Below are 20,410 nucleotides of genomic sequence, written 5' to 3'. Positions count from 1 at the left end.
GAGTAGCAGCCGTCTGATCCGGAGTGGTTGACACAGAGATTCTTGGCGATCGCGCTTTGACAACAAGATGCCATCAAAACGGCGCAGGCGGAGAAGGCAATGATCCTGAAACTTGTGCGTGACATTAGGCCTCCAGTCTTTGTTTTCGTGCTCAGGGACCTCATTGTTCCGCTCAGGTCAAGGGCAGTCAAGTCAAAACTCAACCGGCGGCGGGGCACCACAGTCGAGCGAGTCTGGATACGGCGAAGTTGAAGAGCGATGATCGGGTTCCGGCCTCTCCGGAACTGGCAATTCTTTATAGCGTCCGAGTAGGCGACCATACGCCAGTTAGCACCGGGAGGGAGCGGAAAGGCTCTAGATCTTGCTTGCTTCATACCTCGTTTTTTGTTCGGTCTGCTCTCTCGGGGCTGCGCAGACGACCCAGATAGCCCCTGTGCTCTCTCTGCTGAAATGCTCGGACTCGGGGAATTGGGACGGTCACACAGATTGCGCTCCGACTCAAGGTGCAAGTCGAAGCCGCGTTCTGTCTCGGTGTTATTCGATCTACTTTGGTTGATTGGTAATGGTAGGCACCTTCTGCCCCTGACCCTCTAATTCCGGTCCGATCTGGTTGTGGATGTTCAGCAGGAGAACGCGCCAGCCGACATCAGTCTTTACCAGCGTGTAAGTGTTTATTTCCCAGAAGGGTGGGATCTTCGACCCGTCATCGAGCGTCACTCCATCGGCATGGTTTGCACGGGCCTGCACGATGGCGATGTTGCGCGAGAGGAACCGGATGCTCTCGATCTCGCGGGCTGGGCCAGGTTTGCCTTTGTAGATTTCGGTGAACGCGACGCGCCAGAGATTCTCGTTGAACTGAGGCCCCTCGCTCTTGATCCAATGGCCGAAGCGATCGATCATCTCGTAGTCTGCGGTTTCGAGGGCTGCGAGATCTTTGGCATTCAGCCCGGTGTAGGCGGCGTTCCACCGATCAATGAACTGGCGAACGCCGACTTCGTCGTTGATTGCAGCTTGGGCCTTCACGGTGAGTGCGGGTAGACACAGGAGAGCAGCAAAGGCAAGTTTCCGAAACACAGTCCCTCCTTATAGGGAATACGCGATTCGAGCCGAATAATTCCGACAATGCTCTCGAATCACCGGCAACTCGGAACCAAACCGATTTTGCGATTGGTTCCAAATTGCCGACAATACAGCCGTACTCTCTAAAACCGATTATCCCAGCGGACAAAAACCGATCGTTGGGGTGCGATGGCGTTGCCGGAGAACAGCCCTCCAAAATCCAGAACGTTGAGCCTGTTGTTTAGGTCTTCAGCATCGACGTGCAGATTGGACTGGAAATGGCCGCGGTGATAAAACTCTGCACTTAACGAGGTGCTCAGTGCGAACTGGGGCAGGATGCGACCGCGAGTGAAGTTGAGACGACCTATGACTTCCCATTGCTTCATCACGAGTGCCGCCGTACTCGAATGGCAAACCGGAGCCGAAGCTTGCTCCTGCAGCAAGTCGCAAACGCGAGGTGACTCGCGATTCGCAGCGCGTGGCCACCGTGTTTCGCTGGTCCTGGGTGGCTGGAAAATGACCGGTGACCTCGGAGGCGGCGTTCTGCGTATCTTGCCCCAGAAACAACCCTCCTGTCACCGGGAACCATTCCATGGCGACCATATAGGAATAACTCACGAATCCGCTCAGAGGACCCGCTGAAATCACCTGGAGCTTCCCTTCGGCTCCGTACACTATGCTCCGATCGAAAGCGATTGGATAGCTGATACCCGTATTAAGAAGTTGATCGTCATCGGCTGAATTGCGAGCATGTCTCCGGTATGTTGCGAGATCAAGACGCATGTGATTCAAGAACCCCTTGGTCAGCCCAACTTCGAAATCATCGCCGGTTGACGGCTGAACTGGCAGTCTCAGAAATTCATCGTTGATCGAACTGATCGCCGAAGAACTCGAGAGCAGAATATTTTCAAATGAGGGAGTTTGGAAAACGCGATCGTACGACGCGTGAAGCACGAGATTTTGTCCGGGGAAGCCGCGTCCTATGGTGATCCGGGGACTCAGAGCATACCTGTTGAGAAGGAGCTGATAGTGATCCCAGCGCAGCCCCAGGCTGGCAGTCCAATTCCCTAATCGTGCAAGGTCTTCTATAAAGGCTGATTGTTCGAGATCCGGTCTCGCGTCGGCAAAACTCAGCTCTGGTGCGGTTCCTGGTTCAAACTGTTCGGGATTCGTGATCGAATAGCGGAAGCTCTCGCGTAGAAACGATACATCGGATTCCAGACCGGCTTTAAACAGGTGACGTCCATGATGAACAGAGTACGTCGCTTTGAAGTATCCTTCCGTGAACTTGTTGTTCAGAAACGCTGCGATCGGAGTGGGATTGCGATTGGACTCCAGCCTCTTTGAATTGCTGCGCAGCATTCCAGACAAGAGGATGAGGCTATCGGGAGATGCAACATGCTGAAAATGGATTGATCCGAGAGTCTCGAAAGTCCCACCGTTCTGTACCTGGCCAGCCTGCTGCTGTATGAGCTCATTCGGGATTCGATAACGCGAGATCTGGCGGCGAACACTGACTTCCAGTCGATCTCTTCGATTGAGATCGCGTTCGTAGCTTGCAGCAAGACCCGCACTTGTACCCGTGTTGTTGAAGTTGTGAGGCACAACCGGGTTAAGGTAATGGTCCGTGCGCGAACCGGATGCCGAAACCGAGACGGAGTCGTGCGCCCGAGTCTCCTGCAGCCTTCCATAGCCCGACATCGTATCGTAGCTGCCGCCCGACAATACGAACTCGCCGTGTGGCCCTGGATCTGTCTGGCGTCGTGTGTTTAGTTCCACCACACCGCCCATCTTCCTACCGTATTCCGCCGGAAAACCTGCCGTGTAGACGCTGATCGACTCCAGATCATCGGCCCCGATCTCAGGTCCAAAACTGGGTGATCGGTTGTCAGTCAAAGGAATGCCATCGATCACGAACTGTGTCTGATATTCCGATCCGCGCGGATGGAGAACGGCGTTGCCTTCGTAAAGCCAACCCGGTTGAGACACCACAAGATCCTGGACAGATCTACCAGGTAATGAGGAGAGCCTCTGTTGGATCTGCTCAGAGCCAATAGGGCTGCTACCCGAAGTGGAATGAAGATCAATTAGCGTGTTCTGTTCTCTGACCGTGACTTCGCTCTTCACGCCTTCTAGAGACAGCTGCACTCGCCGTACTTCAGGTACGGTTGAATGAACGTCGATCCTCGTCTGGTATGAGGCGAACCCGCTTCGTTCGACGGAGACCACGTATGTACCAAAGGGTACGTTCGCAAACGTCAGATGCCCGGTGACGTCCGTCTCGCGAGACTCATAAAAGTGAGTGGACTGCGAAACCAATTGGATCTTAGAGCGGAGCCCAGCCCCAGAGGGGTCGGAGATGGTGAACCGCAATTCACCGCGATTTGCCTGGCCCCGTGCTGCGATGGACACAAATGCTAACAACAGGGGGAAGAGTGACTTCACTCTTCAGTTTTACCTCATCAGTCGAATTCAGTGGAAGAACGCGCTCTAGGCGATTGTAATCGTAAGCATGAGTAATTTGATGACCTCCGTTTCCCTAGACGCACCCAACTCAGAATCTCCAATGAAGTGCGATTCCGGCCTGAAAGGGTTCCACTGTGTCGAAGACATTGCTGAACGCCGGCTGTGCTGTTGGGGTGATTCGGGATTTGTTATGCCTGCACGACAAAGTGATCAGGCGAGAGATAGAGCAGATCGCGGCAGTACAGAAAGCAGTGGCGTTCCGGATGAACCCAGCACGCAGTGTGCGCAGCATCATCGTTGAGAGAGCTTTTGCTGTGGGTATCGGGCCGCAGAACGAAGGCATGCCAAAAAAGCCACAGATTGCGATCGTTTAGGTGATCACAATCTGTGGTGCTGATACAGGTGCCGCCCCGCAGAGAAGCGGCGCGTGTCTGCTCATTCGGATGTCAGAAGGTTTGTACCCGTTGTAGCTTTGTACGTTCAGCGTCTAAACAGTCTGCATCCCGACCGCCTATTTTCGCTGTGAAATTGAGTTATCTTTCAAATTCCTAAAGCACATCCCATATTGCCCTTTGCAGCCATCATTTGGGTTCAACTGTTTCTCTAAATCGCCCTTCACTGTCAGGCTGTTCCTCTTGCCGTGTGTTCTCAACATCTTCACTCTGGTTTCGTTGAATTGCTTGCTCGTGCCGAATGATGAACTTCGGGTTGGGCAGTACGGTTGCTCGCCCTGGATTGCGCCCTTCAGGTAATTCGGGCAGATCGTTGCTCTTTTGATCACTCATAAAGCACCTCTCTAAAAAGGTTGGATGCGTTGCTTGAGCGTCACAAGGATTTGCACAGGCATCAGCCACAAGGGATTGGCCGGGTGCGAGGCCGCTCCCATCCCGCAAACGTTTTCAGCATAAGGATCGTCTCAGGATTGGCAAATTCTTCGCTGAGACAGCAATCCATAGCTTGATTTCGAGAGGAATTTCGCCCACTATTTCCACAGTCACTTTTCCGCTGCGGCGGATCGGTTCAATAAAGCCCAGGCTCATCAGTCGCTCCGATCGCAGGGTTTCACTCGTTACATGGATGAGTGTTGGGTTCAATCAAGTAACCCAGACTAACCACGAAACGCGTACTGGTCGCTCCTCGTCCTTGGGAAATCCGGAGGGATTTATATGCAACCAACTATGACACCTGTCGGCCAGACCAAAAATCAGAAGCCTCGACTTGCTTCAGGAGAGTCTGTTCACTGTATCCATTGCTTCCAAGCTGTCGGGAGGGAGACTGCCCGGACCAGCCGCAACACTCTTCTCTCAAGGCATCGTTGCGCCGAGAAAGAGGTGGCCAAAACACCCGCTGCTCCTCCGCCCTACAACTAGATCGGAAAAGGCCGCTGCACTGCTCAGGCACTCAGAAGCTTATGCGTCATGCTGACACACCACGGCAAACATAGGCGGCACGGGGCCTGGACAAGGAATCACACGCGAAAAGATGGCGCTCTGTACTTGCCTGAAGCCGTTAATCGTCGCGGAATACAAATTCGCAGAGTAGACCCCCGACGAACGGCTTCGCCTCGCTACGTTCGTGGGGATTGAGGACTGACAAGGACGCGAAGCAGGTGGTCAGAGGGACTTGAAATCTCTCAGGGTGTGGCAACGATCCTTATGCTCAAGGAACTGAGCGGACAGCCACATGACGATTTCGCAGGAGTCGATGAGGTTTGCGGGAGGCCGGGGCATCCGCCCTCCGCAGAGGTTGCAAGTTCCCGAAACCGGCTTCATGGCATCATCAAGATAAATGGCGAGTTCAGGGAGCGTGGGCACCAACATCGCGTTCTCCTGCCGATTATGAGATGGGTCAAATAAGTTCGGTGTGCGGATTGTTCGAAAGTTCCTGGTCAATCCGCCGCTGAAGGATGGCTTTCAGTTCGACAACGGCAACGTCCTCCTGCCGCCAGTCACCGCTGCTCTCGATATGATCGAGAGTGGCCTTCAGGACCTCGATAAGACGGTTTGACTTTGGACTGCTCATAACGGGGGACTCGCTGTAGTTTCGCACCGTCCGGAGTCCTGTGCCGGAGATGTTTGTGATATGCGTCACAGCAGATGAACGCGTATGCGGGATCGATTGAGATGTGCACGTTCACCCTTCTTCGTTTGCAGCCCTGGGGTCGGCAAGTGATGTGACGTAGATCACAAACTTCGATCTGCCGCTTTCTCAGAAGCTGTGCGACTATTTATCACCATGAGTCCGCAATCCCCAAAGAGTGCCGGATCGTCCGAATCGTGCCTAAAGTAGATAGAGCTGCCATCCTTCGACCACTCGGGATGGATCATCCTTAGTCTCGGCGGCAGCGTCGACCATCGCTGCGTCTCGTAATCGAGGATATTCGTTGTAAGCAAGTCGAACGAGTTTGCGGCGATGTACAGCCCCTCCGGCGACCATCGCGGATCGGTCATGCCGGTCGATCCGGGCAGAACCGTGATCTTGCGCGTGTCGAGGCGAAAGTGCTTATCACGCTCTTCGGACCCGAAGGGCCAATTTCATGAACACCAACGTCAGGGATCATTTCACGGTGAACGGGATATTGGCCGAGCTACCAAGACCTCCAGCAGATCCTTTAACTTTTAGGGTGTAATTTCCAAGCGTGGTTGTCGTCTGGGTGGTCACGTAGACGTAACCCGTCACAGAGGAACTCCCCGTGATAACCGTTGGCTGTGCCGAGATGGTGCAGGCGGGATTGCTGACTGCGCCCGAAGGCCCGCCTACTGAACAACCAAGCACGACCTGCCCTGTGAATCCGCCGCTCGGCGTCACCCTGACGGGAACGTGTATCGCCCCACCGCGCCATCCGATTACAAAGGAACTGCCCGAAAGCGAGAAAGCAGCGCTGCTAGTGCCAGCCACGGCGATATCTCGCGTCGCGTACACATGAGTCCCGGCGGTGTTGTAGGCGGTAAAGACCAGATGGTAGCTTCCCGGCGCCAGCGAGAGTGTCTGGTTCATGACGCCGCTGTTGCTCACGCTCGCCAGCTTGATGGTGCCCGACCATACCTCGAACCTGTACACGCCCCCGCTGACGGTTGCGGCAGCGTTAATGGAAACCGGCGATGTAACGCTTGCGCCGTTCGGTGAGCAGACGTTTATGCCATTGGCGGACGGGGCGGAGCACCGGCTCGTGCTGAACGTGAACGTCGCGCTGCTCACGCTGCTCTGCAGATATCCAGAGGCGGCGGCAATAGCTTTGACGGTGGTGTTGGAACCGATCGTGATCGGACCGATATACATGGTCGAGGCCGTGGTTGGAGTCGATCCGTTGAGAGTGTAGTAGATCGAAGCCGAAGAGGTAGCCGTCGACATCGTCAAAGTCTGACTAGCAGAGAATGTGCCGCCGTTCGGAGTGATCACCGGCGCCGCCGCGGCGGTTGCCCCGTTCAGCAGTCCGTATACGTCCACTTCACGGCGAGTGACTACATAGACCTTCCCGTTCGTCACGACCGGAACGGCAAATTTGTTCGCCGGTCCCGCCGAATCGCGGGAAGGATTGCTGTCGCTCTCGTAAAGAGTTTTGCTGAGGTCTGTGGCGTCAAATGCATACAGGACGGTCGGGCCATTGGTTTTGTATTGATCCGTCTTCGCTGCCCAGGCAATCCCGTTTCGAGCTCCATTGGAAGAAATTGAGAAGAAAGCACCGGGATACGCGGCGGTGAACGTGGTCTTACTGTCAGGAATTGAATCCAGCACCCCGCTGTTCATCTTGAAGAGCATGCCCTTGTTCGGTGTGCCGCTGGAATCCGAGCCGCCCGACCAAAGATAGACATTCCCATTCCAGTAGGCGGGTGTCATCCAGAATCCCTGGCCGGACCCGACAACATTCGAAATGTCCTGTACGGCATTGGTGTTGGATGAAGCACTGGAAGCGTAACCGCCAAGCTTATCCCGGTTCAAGACCGTGATCCGTCCCTCTTTGCCGACAGTGATCAATAGGTGCGGATTGGCACCCTGCTGGTCCGGCAACATCAAGAGCCCGCCAGAACCCTGGTCCCAGTCGTGGGTATTCAGGCTTGCGTAGTTGAAAGGCGTGAATTCATCAATCGGCGTCAGCTTGCCGTTTGCAATGTTGAACGCGATCACGCTCTCGCCTAAATCGGTGCTCGCGGTGAAGGGCGGGGCGGACCAGCCCCCGTTGCCAGTAACCACAAACATTCGCCCACCAGAGACGCTGGTATCGATGGGGAAAGCCGAGCCCGAGCCCCATACTCCTCCGCCGATATCGTTCGGAGTGAGGCAGAGTACGGATGTCTGCTTCAACGTGGTGGCGTCGTAGGCAAACAGCCATCCGTGCCAATTGTTCTTGTCACCATGCGCGGCGTAGCCGAAGTAGACATATCCGTTGTAGTAATCAACTGCGGGTCTCTGGTTTTGCCACAGCGGGCTAAAAGTGACTTGCCCTCCGGAACTGCCTGCCCCTGTTCCCGGGACCGTGGCTGTTATATTCACAGGGCTGCCTGTCTGTTCCGCTCCGGTGATGATGTTGATGGCGTGCAGTCGCGAGAAATAAACTCCGTTTTCTTTCGTGGCGGCCACCAAATACATGGTGTTCGTGGCGGAATTGATGGCCGGCGTGCCGGTGACCCCGATCGTGGGCGCCACATCTGCCGATCCGGTGTCGGCATCAGGCACTGCGGTTGCGCCAGAGCCCGCGCCGTGCGCCGCCGTAAGCAGGCTGCTCTGCCAGAGGGGATGAGCATCTGCGCCTAGATTCGAATCCGCATCAAACGCGTAAACGGAATCGTTCTCAGTGGCGACAAAGAGCACATTGTGTACGAGGCCGTCATTCATCTTCAAGCCCGGCATATAGAGGGGCTGCGCATAAACGGTGCTGTCAACTGGAACGGAAAACAGCTTGCCAAATGATGTTCCATTGACATTGGTGGGAGTCAGCGCGGTCTCGTTGGTATTCTGCCCGGCATGAGTCAAGTCGTACCGCCAAGTTGGCACCGGAACAGGAGTCGGCGTCTGGGCCAGGACCCAGGACGGGAGCAAACAAAAGAGCAGCACTTCAAGACGACCACGAACTATCCGGGCCAGCAAGCAGCGAGAACGTGTGATTACAATGTTACGCGACCGGCAAGAAGAAAGACAACCTACTGGGGACATAAGGCTCTGACCTCTATGGGTTATGCGATGAAATCGCCTGGCTTCGGCAGAAGCGATACCGCAGTACCGAAGAGGATATAGGCTTCTAGAAAAGCCATGGAAAGTTGACCTGGAAGGTGATCCATATGGCCAATCGGATAAAAACGTTAATGAGGAACAATCAGTCAATGCAGGTAGCTGCAGCGGATTCGTCCAGATTGAGTGTCCTTATGGTCCGATTCTTCGATGTCGCGCGTTTGAGGAGTGTTGCTTTCGTTTCTGCTGCCCGACGTCGGCCCATTCTGGATCCATACCTCTTCGAGTTCCGGGAGGCCCGTGGAAAGGTATCGTCCGCTGAGAAGAATTGGAGATTTGTTTTGGGGAAAGGCCCAGAACCTCAGCTTCGGGGCGAGTCACGGCTACTCGGAACTAACCGCAGAAACGGACTCAAACCATCGAGTCCCATCGTCACCCTGAGCGCCGCAATCCCTCCAACACCATTCATCGACGCACCGCGAAGAAACCGCAAGCTTCAGCCTCGCTGAACAGCAGAGGACCTCTGGCATTCCACTGGCTTCTTGCTTCACGAACTGAAGCTTTCTCCTCTGGTTCGCGAGTTGAGAAAGACAGGCGTCTCCAACCAGCGCCGGCTGAGATACACGTCGGCTACCTGGGCTGAGTTCCAGCGCACTGAAAATGACTTCACTTGGTTGAATGCGGAGCAGACACTGCAAGCGTCCTGAGCGACTGATTCAAGTGCCATCGATGATCGGATTCCTGTCAGAATCCCTCCAGATTCTGTCCGAAATCTTTAATGATCGCAGTGGATATAAGACAAACACCTGCGGCACAGCTGATACTTTGCTCAGCGAAGGCGCAAAAGGTGGCCGCATTTGGGCCTGCGGACACGGCGTGGCGGAGTACAGATTCCGCATCATCTAAGCAGCGGCCTGCGAAGGCTATTCTCGCTTTGAGATGAGGCGTCCTATTACCATCGAGCCCAGAGTTAAGCGTTCCGAGTTGCGCTCGCAGTCCGACAATTCGCTCTTCGTAGGTCACAAGGCGAATTCTATAGCGGAGAACCGGTCATGACCGAGACCTGAGTTTGGCCCTGATGCGAGAACATGATCTCATTCAGCGTATCAATCTTCATCGGGGTTGAGTCACCGGCAACTCGGAACTTTGACGAATTTTCGCCTTCGGGGTGTAATCGGTACCGCCAGGAGCCAGTGTTCAGCGATGCCGCCAGTTCGGCTGTCGACTGACGCGTATAGGCAAGGCACTCGTTACCGGCTGACCATGCCCGCCGGAACAGCACCCGCCCGGAATTCGCCTTTGATGGTCGGCGGGGCTGGTCGCATTCGTTGAAAGCTCGGTGGATTGTGGCCCAGTGCTGAACCGGACGACCCGCAATCTGACTTGTAGAAACCGACCTCTATACCTATGGCTTAGGTGTGCGAGAATAGCGTGACCTGGACCGGGTGACTGTCGATTTCATGACCAAGTGGCTGCCGATTGTGATTGCTTGCTTGTCGCCGTGGTGCGAAGTGGCGGCCATATCAGCTCGTGCGCAGACCTTCGACGTCGATGCCTCTCGACTACCGATCACGGAGGTCGACGCTGCTTGGCGCTTCCATCTTGGAGATGATCCGGCTTGGTCAGGCCCCGCTTTCGACGACTCCGGGTGGCCAAGTATCAGACCGACTACCAGCTGGACAAGCCAGGATATCGCTCAGTCTGCGCGGTTCGTCTGGTTTCGATGGCATCTGCGCGTTCCAACCAATACGCCGTCTTTGGTTCTGGAATTGCCCACCATCCACAAGAGCTATCAGCTTTTCGCCGACGGGAAACTCATAGGCCAGGTTGGCACCCTTCCTCCAGGGCCGGCCCATAACGTGATCTCAGCCGACCGCGTATTTACCGTTCCGGTTGGAGCCCACGCCGCCCCGAAAGATGTCACGCTTGCTCTGCGCACCTGGCAAGACCCCTCTCTTGCAGGCTCTCGCAACAGCAGAGTCAACGGAGGGGTCTTTGTCGGCGAGTCGGATCAAGTGATGCAGCATTTCGCCGCCTCGAAGGCCATGGCGCTGCTCTCCGACGGAGCATTGTATAGCGTTAACCTGGTTTCGCTACTGGTGGGAGTGTCGGCGGTCATCCTCTTCTGGCTCACACGCGAACGCTTTTACCTCTGGTTTGCTCTTTCGCTTGCATGTGAGGCTTTGTTCCAGCCTGTCGACTACGCAGCGCAACATCAGGCGTGGGATTTCTATTTCTACACTTACTTCGAAATCTTCTTGGACGTGTTGTCCGCGGCGGCATACATATTGTTCGTCGTGGATGCAGTGTTTCCGGGCAGATGGAAGCTGACCCTTCTGCCACTGATCCTCAAATTAGTCGCTGAGCTGGGCATCCTTCTTGTGCTGTGGCACGTTGTGCCTCTCGTGTTTGGGGATGTTGCGTATTGCGTGGCAGAGGCTTCCACGAGGCTAGTGTTTGTGTGGTACCTAATTCGAGGCTGGCGCGCGGGGAACACCTACGCCAGGTTGCTCTTCATTCCGATCGGGTTGCAAACACTCGGGAGTGTGTCCAACAACTTGGGCTTGATGCTGAGCGACTTCAAGGTCTCTTGGGGGCTGGAGATCGTTCCGTATCGCGTCACGGTCGTCCGAGCGCCGTTCAACGTCGCCCTGAATCAGGCCATTGATGTCGTCGTGCTCTTCGCCTTCCTTGTGGTGCTTGTATACCGGTTTGCGCGCACCAGCCGCGAAAATCAGCGCTTGGCCTCGGCCATGCAAGCAGCACGGGATATCCAGCAGCGCTTGGTGCCGGCCGATCTCCCTTCGGCCGGAGGTCTGCGCACACAGATTGCCTATCGCGCCGCCGAAGAGGTAGGCGGCGACTTCTGCCAGATCTTGCCCCGGGCCGATGGATCCACTTTCATCGCTATTGGAGATGTGAGCGGAAAGGGCTTGCAGGCAGCCATGCTTGGCGCGGTTGCCGTGGGCGCGCTTCGTTCCCTTGCTGAGGAGTTGGTGCCGCCCGCTCGCGTACTTGAGCGGATGAACCAGACGTTGCTCCAGCAGGAACACAGTGGATTTGTAACCTGCCTTTGTATCGTTCTTTCTTCGAATGGAGATATGGAGGTGGCCAATGCCGGCCATCTGCCGCCATATCTGGATGGCCGGGAACTACCGCTTGAGTCCGGTCTTCCACTCGGGATTGTTTCAGGATCGACATACGAGCAGGCATCTTTCACCCTTCCGCCCTCTGCACGCATTATGCTGCTCTCCGATGGTGTTGTGGAAGCACGTTCGCGCACGGGTGAACTTTTTGGATTCGATCGCACGTCCCGTATCAGCCACCTCGGGGCAACGGAGATCGCGGCCCAAGCGCATCAATTCGGTCAGCAGGACGACATCACCGTGATCACTCTGGATTGGCAATCGATGGAATCCCTGGCAGAGCCGGCATAGGAAGCTGGTTCTCAAAATCATTTTTACGGCAGACGAGAAATGTCACGAGAAGTCGACCCGTCGTTAGTTTTCTCGGCAGCGCAACTGTTCCAAAAACCTCTCGTCCCTTATGCCATCTCAGAGCCTTTAAGCGATTGGTCAAGCACAGTGCCTGAGAGGCGTGCCAGAATCGGAAGTTTGTGGGATGCTGGAATAGGTGATTATTCCATAACCTCTTGCTTTTCAGTGCCTAACGTGAACTCGTGAATCTTTGCCCCTACAAAATTCATCAAAATGCTCGGAATAAACCGACCTTAGACGCGTTCTTGAGCGCAGCTCGCTTCAGCCGTTCGGTATAATTCGGAGGCTGGTAAAACATACAGTGCACCAGAGAGAGAAATGACCGAGTGGAAGCCTCTAACAGCGCGAATTACGTTTCTACCCACATCCGCCATGTTCCCGGCTGGGGCATCGCCGCTAGAAATGTTTCGGGCAATCTTCCTCCAAGACCCTCAAGCGTTCAATAAGCAGACGAACCCCTTAGCGGCCAGCTCTGCACAAGGTTTGATAGACGGGATCAAGGTAAACCTAGTTTGTGCGATTCCTAGAGTGGACATCAACTTCGCTCCCGGTGCGAAACCCGGGGCTGATGAAGATTCGTCAGCTTTCTCAACAATCGAGTCAGCGCCTGATCTTCAAAAGCTCCTCCTGAAATCAATCGAATCGGTGGGTGGGGCATTAAGCTTGAGAGCTGCAAGAGTAGCTGTGGCTATCCAATTTGTCTCTCTTGTTTCAAGCGTCCGCGAAGCGAATGGCATTTTTCAGAGCGTAGTTCCTAGGCAGTATTCGTTGAAATTAGAAGATGAAGATGACTTTGTGTTTCAGGTCAATACCCCTTTCGTAAGTAAAAGCGTCGCGTCGGTGTCATTGAATTTCGTTCGTAATTGGAGCACAGTTCGATTCCAAGTATTGAATTTCGCAGTCGCTGCAAATGCTGGCTACCCCCCGGTAGTTTTTGGGGATTCGTCGCATGCTATGGGCCCACAGACATCTATTGGGGCTTCCGTCAACTTCGAGGTAAACAATGTACCAACTCTCGAGCCGATATCGATCGAGAATCAACGATTGATATTGTTGGAGTCATTGAGTACCATCCAGGTCGGCCAGAGAGAAACGGGTCTTAACGTGGAGGGTTTCTAATTGCGTCTACTGAACACGAGCAATACTCAGTGCGATGGGATCGCTCTTAGAATCTGGACGGGCACCAACGCAAACACAGGTGGACCGCTGAGCCAGGCAGGGGTTGTATTCCAAGGCTCTCAGACGTCACATGTCCAAGATTTAGCGGTTGAGGAAATCATAGTCTGCACCGCTGCGGTCACAACCGAATGCAGCGCTGGAGCGCTGTCCGTCGGCTATCAAGATTTGGGAGAGGCCCTAAACCAACTTTCTGACTCTGAAACCGATGATGAATGGCGAATTGATGATTCGGTTTATGTTTGGGCGTGCGCAATGGCCGCTCATCTTGCGTTGGGGGAGATCCCAGCTCCAAAGATAAGCTCGCATGGTGCTCGATCTGTCGTATTCAACTGGTCCTTTGACGAAAAGAATCGGTATATGACTGTTAGCAAAGATGCGGTCTCGATTCTTGTCTCTTCAGTAGGCAAAATAGAGAAGAGGTGTGAGTACAGAATTTCGCAGCTCCTGTCTCGTGAGATGCCGCTCAGATTTCTAGCACAAGCGTCCTCCGAGGCCCCGGTGTCTTATGAAGTCATGGACACAGGAGTCAGTTCCGAGCAGCACCGACGAATCTGGTGAGGCGCACCCAAGATGGGCGAACTCCTCAGTGATGACGACAGTGTGTTCCGAATGGTCGTCCATCCAGTCGCTTTCAAGGGAAAATCCTTCTCTCGTGGCAAGATGATCAACTTGACCACCCTCAGTGAACGCGAGATTGAAACATCGCTCGTTTGGGAAAAGTTCCTTGCTAGCGAGGCTGATCTACACTCATCTGGGTGCGATCTGGCTTCCCGAATGAACGAGCGTACAAGGATTGAAAAAGGCGAAGTAAAGCCCAAAAATCGAAAGATCTATTGTGGGGCATATCAATTACCAGTCGCCGCGCTTGGAAACCTAAGGCTCGAGGCAGAACTCCCCGAGATTGAGACCACTGAAGTACGACATGCGCCTGAGGATGGGCAAGAGGCTCACGTCAGCTTGAGGGTCACTTTGAAACATGACTACGAGGGAGATGTCGAAGGGACAAAGACCGCGATCGCAGATCGTATCTGGGCTTCACTTCATGGCCCTCTTCGCCACATTTGCACTTGCGATGATGCAATCAATCCTCACCCGAGCGGCGACCTTGAAGATTGCCCTCTGGGGTCCTATTCATTTCCTTCCTTGCGGTCTTCGTCATAGGTTTCCGAAAACACATGACTACAGGCACGCTAGCCGGGGATCGAAAGTATCGATGTTAGAGACGATTGCCGCTTTAGGTTTGAGACGGTTTTTGGAACAATCATGGTTCCAGAGGAAGTCTCAGGCACTTCCGCGTCGATGTACGAGTTCTTGGAACGCGCCCAACGGCGTCCAGATCACGTCAGAACTGCGAAAATGGCAAAATGTAGAGCTGCGACTGATGCGGCTACCGCGTCGTGCGATCGCGCGTTGCAAGAGGAATCTGATCATGCAGCAAACTGTGTTCTTTCGTAATGTTTTGCTCGACCCCGCGACGCCAAATATGCATCCGTTTCCGGAGGGCGTCGCGTACTTCTCGGCAGGAAAATGGTGGTATTCCGGAGTGAACTACGGCGGGTCAGCGCGAGTGGTCCCCATAGAGAAGCAGGACTTGGCGGCATTGAAGGAGTGGATTCTAAACGTATTTGGAGATGCTAGCCCAGAAGCTTCAGACTACCGCCCCGGAACAGCTTTCAAACGGATTTCGCTGCCTCTCGCGACTAGTGGAAACCTGCAACAAGCTGTCGACCTTGAAGCCATGGCTCAGGGCTTTGTCGCGCTGAGACTACTCGTCTCGAAGATGCAAGACATTTTCGAGACAGTGGAGCCAGGACTGCCCAATCAACATTGCTATGGGCATAAGATTCGCGAGCTGTTGCTGCTTGCATGTATGGAAGTAGAAGCCTCTTGGGTAGCCGTACTGAAGGCGAACGATTACGTAAGAGGCCGGTATACAACTCGGGATTACGTGAAATTACTTCAACCGATGCTCTTGGATCGTTGGATTTTAGAGTTGAGGTCCTACCCTCGATTTCCAAGGATGATCCCTTTTCACGGATGGGATCCACAAGCACCTACACAATCACTCGATTGGTACGATGCCTATAACAAAACAAAGCATGATCGAGAGGGGCACCTCCTCGTTGCTACTCTCGGAAGGGCGGTCAATGCCGTCGCCGCAGCGGTCATTATGCACACGGCACAGTTTAGCGGCGGGTCAACGAATGCCACAGATGGGAGCGGAGCGGCACTTCGCAGCGTCTTCAATTACAAGATCAATTCCGCAATGTATACACGATCCTGCTACATTCCCAACGCAGAGGGTGGTAGCAAAACGCCTTGGGAGTGGGATCTGATCGACTATCCTTTTCCTCCCTAGGCTCGGAAGTGTCAAAGCTTTGATCGGAATTGAGTCCCGTACCGAAATCAGGTGTTTTCGCGCTCAAGCGGCATCATCGCCGGCTGCCGCACCCTTATCTCTCACTGAGGGCCGAGGCAGGATCTGCAGATTTCGCCGCTTTGGCCCTGCCGCGGCATCATCAATCCCATCACGAAACAGCAGGCGAAACGTCCTACTGACGCATTCGTGCCCACGTTCCGGCCCGCGAGGGATATAGCCACTACACACCCGGGGCGACCATCCTGGTTGGAAACTGGTGATTCGGGTGCCACACTCGGCGCATTCCCAACAGCTCAACTCCTCCGGACCCTGAGCTCTGACCAGCCGTGAACGCTGATGCTTTACTGCAAGCATCCGGAGGTCAGATGGCGCTGGGAAATGGGGTTTGTTCGAGAACCATTCCGAAATCGCGTGATCGAGATCGCCGGTTTCCAGGTGGCCGAGTTGCTGACGCCATTCCTCAAGCTGCCCCTTGCTCGGCGTGTAGTTCTTCGTGTCGCAGCACCGGTTGTACAAGTTTCTAAGCTCTTGGGGTCTCACCATACTCTGCCTCCGTTTCGCGCATGAATTCTGCACGTTTCCGTTCTCGTTCTGTCATCGGCTTGGTCTGGTTAAATTCACAGTCCTTAACCCAGAACCAATCCACCAGTGTGCCCAGAGAGCGCGCCTCGAGTGCCTTGTCGCGGATAAAGTCCTTCGCCTGCAGAGGACCGCCGTGTTTTTCTGCCTGGAGTGCGATCGTTTCGGCGACGATTCGGATGTCGCTGTTGCCCATGGCAAGCTTGAGTTCCTTGCCGAGCTCCTGGGCAAGCATGAACTCTCCGCCTGATCCGGGAGAGGGGGGGACCACTGGGCGCGCGTCGCGAATAGCACGCGCGTTCCCCTTCCCTTCCACTTCCTTTCCCTTCCCTTCCTTAACACCTCGCGTGTGCGACGCGTCGCCTTCGCGTGACTCACGCGTGGCTGACGCGTCAAGTTGCTGATTCCTCTGTGGCATTGGAAGTGTGCTCGGTTTTTCCTTGTTGTTGATGACTTGGTGCTGCTTCCACGTCGGCACACACCCCAGCAGTTCGTCTCCAGACTGGTACCTGACGATGAATCCGCGCGTCGCTAACGCGTCGAGTACACGTGAAAAGTCGCATTCGTCATACGGCAAGATGTCTAGTTTCAATTCGCGTGGTCGCCACTTGAAGCGCCCTTCGCGATCGCAGCATGTCCACAGCCCGGCGAAGGCAAGGCGGACAGGCAACCTAGTTTCCTGCTCTAAATCGAAAAGCCCTGAGTGCTTGAAGAACTCCGGCTTGATTGTGCGGATGCGACCCAATGGCATGCCCTCTTTGTGGACACACTTTTTCGCCGCGCGTGCGCACGTTAAGTGTGTGGCCGGTTTGTCGAAATTGCGTCTACAGCAGAGAAAGAATCTCGCGAAGCTCGGTGCGTTGGTGAAGCAGCTCAGCACGTATAGCATCGTCGCTGGACAGTGGAGTGGCCTCGGCTTTTGCTAGCGCGCGCTGGATCGCGTCTCTTGTGATCGTGCGATCAGCGATTCTGCACATGGGTGTGGGCCCGTGACCGCTCGCCCCCTCGAACACCACGTATAGGCTGAAATTCATTGTGTGACCTCTCACTTATTCCCCTGCTGGACATCAAACTGGGACACTCACCCTGTGCAAAAACACTATTCATTGAGCAGTGCGCGTCTGATTTTGGGCATCTTGCGTTGCACGCGCTTTACCGCAGCTAGGGCGGCTCTACGTGCGCTCTCGTCAGATCCCTGGTCCGCGACGAACCGAGCTCGGGCGCGTTTCTGGCCGAGATAGCACATCACGAATGCCATTTCCAACTCGTCTAGCCCGGCATGATCCAACGAATCAGCGATCGTGCGCCAATCGATCGGTTTGCCACGGCTCTCTCGCAATCGGAACGAGAGCGGGATCGTAGAGGCTCGCTCCTCGCAGTATGGATCGAGCCCACGACCCGACCTCCATACTCCATCCAGTTCGCGAACCGGAAAGGCTTCCGCATTTCGAAGGTGTGCAAAGCTCATCGCTGCTTCCGATAAGCCAAGTGCGACCGCTTGAGGTCGATCTCGGCGGCCGCGGCGGCTGAATACAGCCGAAAGGACCTTCCGCCGCAGAGCACTTAAGGGCTTCTGTGACGTCTCCCACGTATGCGCGCCTAGTACGGATATTAGGCATTCGCGATAGCTTTCGCTGAGATCGAAAGTCGCCATTAGAATTTCAAATTCGCGCGATGTAGGATCAGCAGCGGCGGATTCTATAAGCAACAACTCTTCTGCTCGCATCGTTGGCCCCTCAAGCAACGCGAGGACGAGTGTTTTCAGAAATGATCCGGTTCACTTCATCCAGAGAGATGCGAAGAGAACTTCCAAGCTTCACACTCGAAACGCGCCCGGAGTATGCAGCCCGCCGCCACCAGAACGCGGAATTTCCTGCGATCTCAGCACACTCATCAACACTTAGTAGTGTTGCTCGCTCCAGTTCGGGTTTGCCCTTGACTCGATTGACCTTTGTTCTCACTACCGTTATCCTCCGTTGCTACGTTTGCATCACTTAAGTAGCCCCATTTTGCGCAGTCGTGATGTCAATGTCAAAGAGCCCCATGTGACGTTTAAGTTGTTAACGATCAATCGCTTACGATTAGACATTCTGAATCCGAATCAGAAGGTCGGGAGTTCAAATTTTTAAGGCGCGCCATAGAATCAGCAACTTTCCTGGGATGCTCGACGTAGATAGCACTTCGTTCGAGAGGTGATTGCGCCACTTTGCGCCACCTGATTATTTTTCAAATTATTTTTGAACGATGGGAGGAGCACGTGCCTAAAGGCAAAGTGAAGGACCGAGACGGAATCTACCAGCGGAGGGACAGGCCGGGTACCTGGTGGGGCTCGTGGATCGACGCGAGCGGGAAGCGACGTCAACGAAAGTTGCAAGCTCACACTCTGCAACAGGCTCGCTCACTTCTAAACGCGGAGAAGGCACGCGTCGAAAAGATCCTGACTCTCGGCTATGCGCCACCATCCGCTGAGATGCTAACTACGGTTGTAAACCGCTACCTAAAACATCAGAAAGCGCGACTCACACCGGCTGCCTACGTTCGCGAGAGTGGCATATTGGAGAGCCATATCAAGCCTTTCTTTGGGACCGAAACAAAGATCGCCAGCGTTCGCCGCGCGGATGTGCAACGGTATGTGACGGAGCGAAGCGGCGAGGTCTCGGCCGCATCTGTCACTAAGGAACTGAATGTACTGAAACACCTGATGTCTCTTGCGGTGGAGTGGGAATTGATCCCTGCGAACCCCGCGCATGGAGTGAAAGCTCCAAAGGCGCCGGCCGGAAGAGTGCGCTATTTGCAGCCTGGTGAACTCCGAGCGGTGCTCGAAGCTTGTCCGGAGTGGCTCCGTCCAATCGCGGTTCTGGCCGTCAGCACAGGAATGCGTAGAGGCGAGATATTGGGCCTTAGATGGCTGGACATCGACATGAAGAACTCGAGACTCCTGTTGCCGCAAACGAAGAATGGCGAGGGGCGCATCGTCTATCTAAATGAGCTTGCCCTACAAGCTCTGCAATCTATCGGAACACAGGTGCATGCAAAGCCAACTGATAGGATTTTCCAGGGCGAATCCGTCACGCCCGAGAACGTGTCTCTGAGTTTCCTGAGGGCCTGCAGATCGGCTGAAATTCATGACTTCCATTTCCATGACTTGCGTCATACGGCTGCTAGCTGGATGCGAATGAAGGGCGCCGATATTCACACAGTGGCTGTGCTGCTAGGTCACAAGGACCTACGCATGGCTGCCCGCTATCAGCATCTCTCTCCTGCACACCTGTCTGACGCCGTGAAGTTGTTGGACACAGCATTTGCCAAGTCGGCGGAAGAGGTCGCACAAGATGGCAACTAACCTCGATGATGGATTCACAGCCTATTGGAAGGAAGAGACTGATTGGCTGGTCGATGTTGTGATGGTCTCTGACGACGAACCGAAGCACTCCGAGATAAACCTCAATTACATTGGGCGGTTGTTCGCATTTGCGCTCGCGACCGATACCCGGATGCTGGCGCAGCTCGGTGACCCGGAGATGAATGCTTACGAGCTCTGGTTCTCCTTTAGGGATGGCCAGAGCAAGACAGAGTTCCTCAACTTGGTGCGGGAAGATGGTTATGCAAATCCCGATGATGAAGCTTGCTTTGATCCTCCAGTGAGCATGACCGATTTAGAGGACCTGCGGCCGATCGCGTATGTCTTCCCAGAAGCTCAAGCCGAGCACATCCAGCTGGTCAGTCTAGCCACAATGCGAGCCATGGGAATTGATCCCAATGAAATGAATTGAACCTCTCAAGGTTCTGGCCGGGTCGTGACCACAGCGTTACCGTCCAAGATAAACCGGATGGAAATCCACTTGCAAGTTATAGATTTTATTGGCGTCCCCGACGGGATTTGAACCCGTGTTATCGCCGTGAAAGGGCGGTGTCCTAGGCCGGGCTAGACGACGGGGACGCTGATTGAGAAGGGCAGATGAGAACGGCAGATCAGCCGGGATGCGCCCTTTGAAAGCGTATCAACCCACAACTTACCTGTCAAAGATTCACCCGCTCCCCTGCGAAAAACTCTCACAAGAGCCGGCCATTTATACTGGCCCGT

At 54.7% G+C, this 20,410-nt stretch carries 15 protein-coding genes, 1 tRNA gene and 1 pseudogene; 9 read left to right on the top strand and 8 right to left on the bottom strand.

All coding sequences use genetic code 11. The annotated features are described in order from the left end of the window. Positions 1-543: 543 nt before the first annotated feature. The gene (locus tag DHV10_RS16720; protein WP_109487512.1) at positions 544-1,074 is read right to left on the bottom strand and encodes a nuclear transport factor 2 family protein; all 531 of its coding nucleotides are present in this window, start codon (positions 1,072-1,074) and stop codon (positions 544-546) included. 234 nt (positions 1,075-1,308) lie between these two features. Then, positions 1,309-3,048, bottom strand: coding sequence for a TonB-dependent receptor plug domain-containing protein (locus DHV10_RS16715; protein ID WP_239461821.1), 1,740 nt, complete (start codon positions 3,046-3,048; stop codon positions 1,309-1,311). 611 nt (positions 3,049-3,659) lie between these two features. Here DHV10_RS16715 and DHV10_RS16710 point away from each other — a divergent pair. Then, entirely contained in the window at positions 3,660-3,899 is a 240-nt protein-coding gene (locus DHV10_RS16710) for a hypothetical protein (protein WP_109487511.1), read from the top strand. 207 nt (positions 3,900-4,106) lie between these two features. On the opposite strand, the gene DHV10_RS27235 is transcribed toward DHV10_RS16710, so the two are convergent. Together DHV10_RS27235 and DHV10_RS16705 are read right to left on the bottom strand one after the other, a co-directional pair. Then, complete coding sequence (locus DHV10_RS27235; protein ID WP_162601607.1) at positions 4,107-4,310, bottom strand: hypothetical protein; 204 nt, start codon at positions 4,308-4,310, stop codon at positions 4,107-4,109. Between the two features lie 828 nt (positions 4,311-5,138). After that, on the bottom strand, positions 5,139-5,345 hold the full coding sequence (locus tag DHV10_RS16705; protein WP_109487510.1) for a hypothetical protein: 207 nt from the start codon (positions 5,343-5,345) through the stop codon (positions 5,139-5,141). A gap of 43 nt (positions 5,346-5,388) precedes the next feature. Between DHV10_RS16705 and DHV10_RS27230 the strand changes: the two genes are divergently transcribed. Beyond that, a complete protein-coding gene (locus tag DHV10_RS27230; RefSeq protein ID WP_162601606.1) occupies positions 5,389-5,532 on the top strand; it encodes a hypothetical protein in 144 nt (47 codons plus the stop codon). Between the two features lie 176 nt (positions 5,533-5,708). Here the strand turns inward: DHV10_RS27230 and DHV10_RS16700 are convergent, their stop codons facing one another. Both DHV10_RS16700 and DHV10_RS16695 read right to left on the bottom strand, forming a co-directional pair. Further along, the gene (locus DHV10_RS16700) at positions 5,709-5,975 is read right to left on the bottom strand and encodes a TolB-like translocation protein (protein WP_109487509.1); all 267 of its coding nucleotides are present in this window, start codon (positions 5,973-5,975) and stop codon (positions 5,709-5,711) included. A 106-nt stretch (positions 5,976-6,081) separates the two neighbouring features. Beyond that, on the bottom strand, positions 6,082-8,496 hold the full coding sequence (locus DHV10_RS16695) for a chitobiase/beta-hexosaminidase C-terminal domain-containing protein (RefSeq protein WP_162601605.1): 2,415 nt from the start codon (positions 8,494-8,496) through the stop codon (positions 6,082-6,084). Between the two features lie 1,655 nt (positions 8,497-10,151). On the opposite strand from DHV10_RS16695, the gene DHV10_RS16685 reads away from it, so the two are divergent. The 4 genes from DHV10_RS16685 to DHV10_RS16665 all read left to right on the top strand — a co-directional run bounded on the left by DHV10_RS16685 (position 10,152) and on the right by DHV10_RS16665 (position 15,726). Next, positions 10,152-12,128, top strand: coding sequence for a PP2C family protein-serine/threonine phosphatase (locus DHV10_RS16685; RefSeq protein WP_109487506.1), 1,977 nt, complete (start codon positions 10,152-10,154; stop codon positions 12,126-12,128). A gap of 378 nt (positions 12,129-12,506) precedes the next feature. Next, entirely contained in the window at positions 12,507-13,307 is an 801-nt protein-coding gene (locus DHV10_RS16680) for a hypothetical protein (RefSeq protein WP_109487505.1), read from the top strand. A 630-nt stretch (positions 13,308-13,937) separates the two neighbouring features. After that, the gene (locus tag DHV10_RS16670) at positions 13,938-14,528 is read left to right on the top strand and encodes a hypothetical protein (protein WP_109487503.1); all 591 of its coding nucleotides are present in this window, start codon (positions 13,938-13,940) and stop codon (positions 14,526-14,528) included. 268 nt (positions 14,529-14,796) lie between these two features. Further along, entirely contained in the window at positions 14,797-15,726 is a 930-nt protein-coding gene (locus tag DHV10_RS16665) for a hypothetical protein (RefSeq protein ID WP_162601604.1), read from the top strand. Between the two features lie 541 nt (positions 15,727-16,267). Here the strand turns inward: DHV10_RS16665 and DHV10_RS27550 are convergent. Further along, the gene (locus tag DHV10_RS27550; RefSeq protein ID WP_204101443.1) at positions 16,268-17,215 is read right to left on the bottom strand and encodes a hypothetical protein; all 948 of its coding nucleotides are present in this window, start codon (positions 17,213-17,215) and stop codon (positions 16,268-16,270) included. A gap of 1,581 nt (positions 17,216-18,796) precedes the next feature. Between DHV10_RS27550 and DHV10_RS28320 the strand changes: the two are divergent. The 3 genes and pseudogenes from DHV10_RS28320 to DHV10_RS16640 form a co-directional block, all read left to right on the top strand. Next, positions 18,797-18,952 (top strand): annotated as a pseudogene (locus DHV10_RS28320) (tyrosine-type recombinase/integrase); the annotation flags it as partial. 6 nt (positions 18,953-18,958) lie between these two features. Then, positions 18,959-19,669, top strand: a complete 711-nt coding sequence (locus DHV10_RS16645) for a tyrosine-type recombinase/integrase (protein WP_239461818.1) — start codon at positions 18,959-18,961, stop codon at positions 19,667-19,669. After that, positions 19,659-20,099: a hypothetical protein gene (locus DHV10_RS16640; RefSeq protein ID WP_109487497.1), complete on the top strand. Its 441-nt coding sequence runs from the start codon at positions 19,659-19,661 to the stop codon at positions 20,097-20,099. Before DHV10_RS16645 ends, DHV10_RS16640 begins: the two co-directional genes overlap by 11 nt. An 89-nt stretch (positions 20,100-20,188) precedes the next feature. On the opposite strand, the gene DHV10_RS16635 is transcribed toward DHV10_RS16640, so the two are convergent. Further along, positions 20,189-20,266, bottom strand: a tRNA-Glu gene (locus tag DHV10_RS16635). Positions 20,267-20,410: the final 144 nt, after the last annotated feature.

The sequence above is a fragment of the Occallatibacter savannae genome, assembly GCF_003131205.1.
Classification (GTDB): Bacteria; Acidobacteriota; Terriglobia; order Terriglobales; family Acidobacteriaceae; genus Telmatobacter; species Telmatobacter savannae.
This window is presented reverse-complemented; position numbering and strand designations above follow the sequence as displayed.

Excerpts from the sequence above, each read along its gene's own strand:
- DHV10_RS16700 (WP_109487509.1), bottom strand. The coding sequence starts at position 5,975 with ATGACCGATCCGCGATGGTCGCCGGAGGGGCTGTACATCGCCGCAAAC.
- DHV10_RS16705 (WP_109487510.1), bottom strand. The coding sequence starts at position 5,345 with ATGTTGGTGCCCACGCTCCCTGAACTCGCCATTTATCTTGATGATGCC.
- DHV10_RS16670 (WP_109487503.1), top strand. The coding sequence starts at position 13,938 with ATGGGCGAACTCCTCAGTGATGACGACAGTGTGTTCCGAATGGTCGTC.
- DHV10_RS27550 (WP_204101443.1), bottom strand. The coding sequence starts at position 17,215 with ATGCTATACGTGCTGAGCTGCTTCACCAACGCACCGAGCTTCGCGAGA.
- DHV10_RS16680 (WP_109487505.1), top strand. The coding sequence starts at position 12,507 with ATGACCGAGTGGAAGCCTCTAACAGCGCGAATTACGTTTCTACCCACA.
- DHV10_RS16685 (WP_109487506.1), top strand. The coding sequence starts at position 10,152 with ATGACCAAGTGGCTGCCGATTGTGATTGCTTGCTTGTCGCCGTGGTGC.
- DHV10_RS27235 (WP_162601607.1), bottom strand. The coding sequence starts at position 4,310 with ATGAGTGATCAAAAGAGCAACGATCTGCCCGAATTACCTGAAGGGCGC.
- DHV10_RS16640 (WP_109487497.1), top strand. The coding sequence starts at position 19,659 with ATGGCAACTAACCTCGATGATGGATTCACAGCCTATTGGAAGGAAGAG.
- DHV10_RS16665 (WP_162601604.1), top strand. The coding sequence starts at position 14,797 with ATGCAGCAAACTGTGTTCTTTCGTAATGTTTTGCTCGACCCCGCGACG.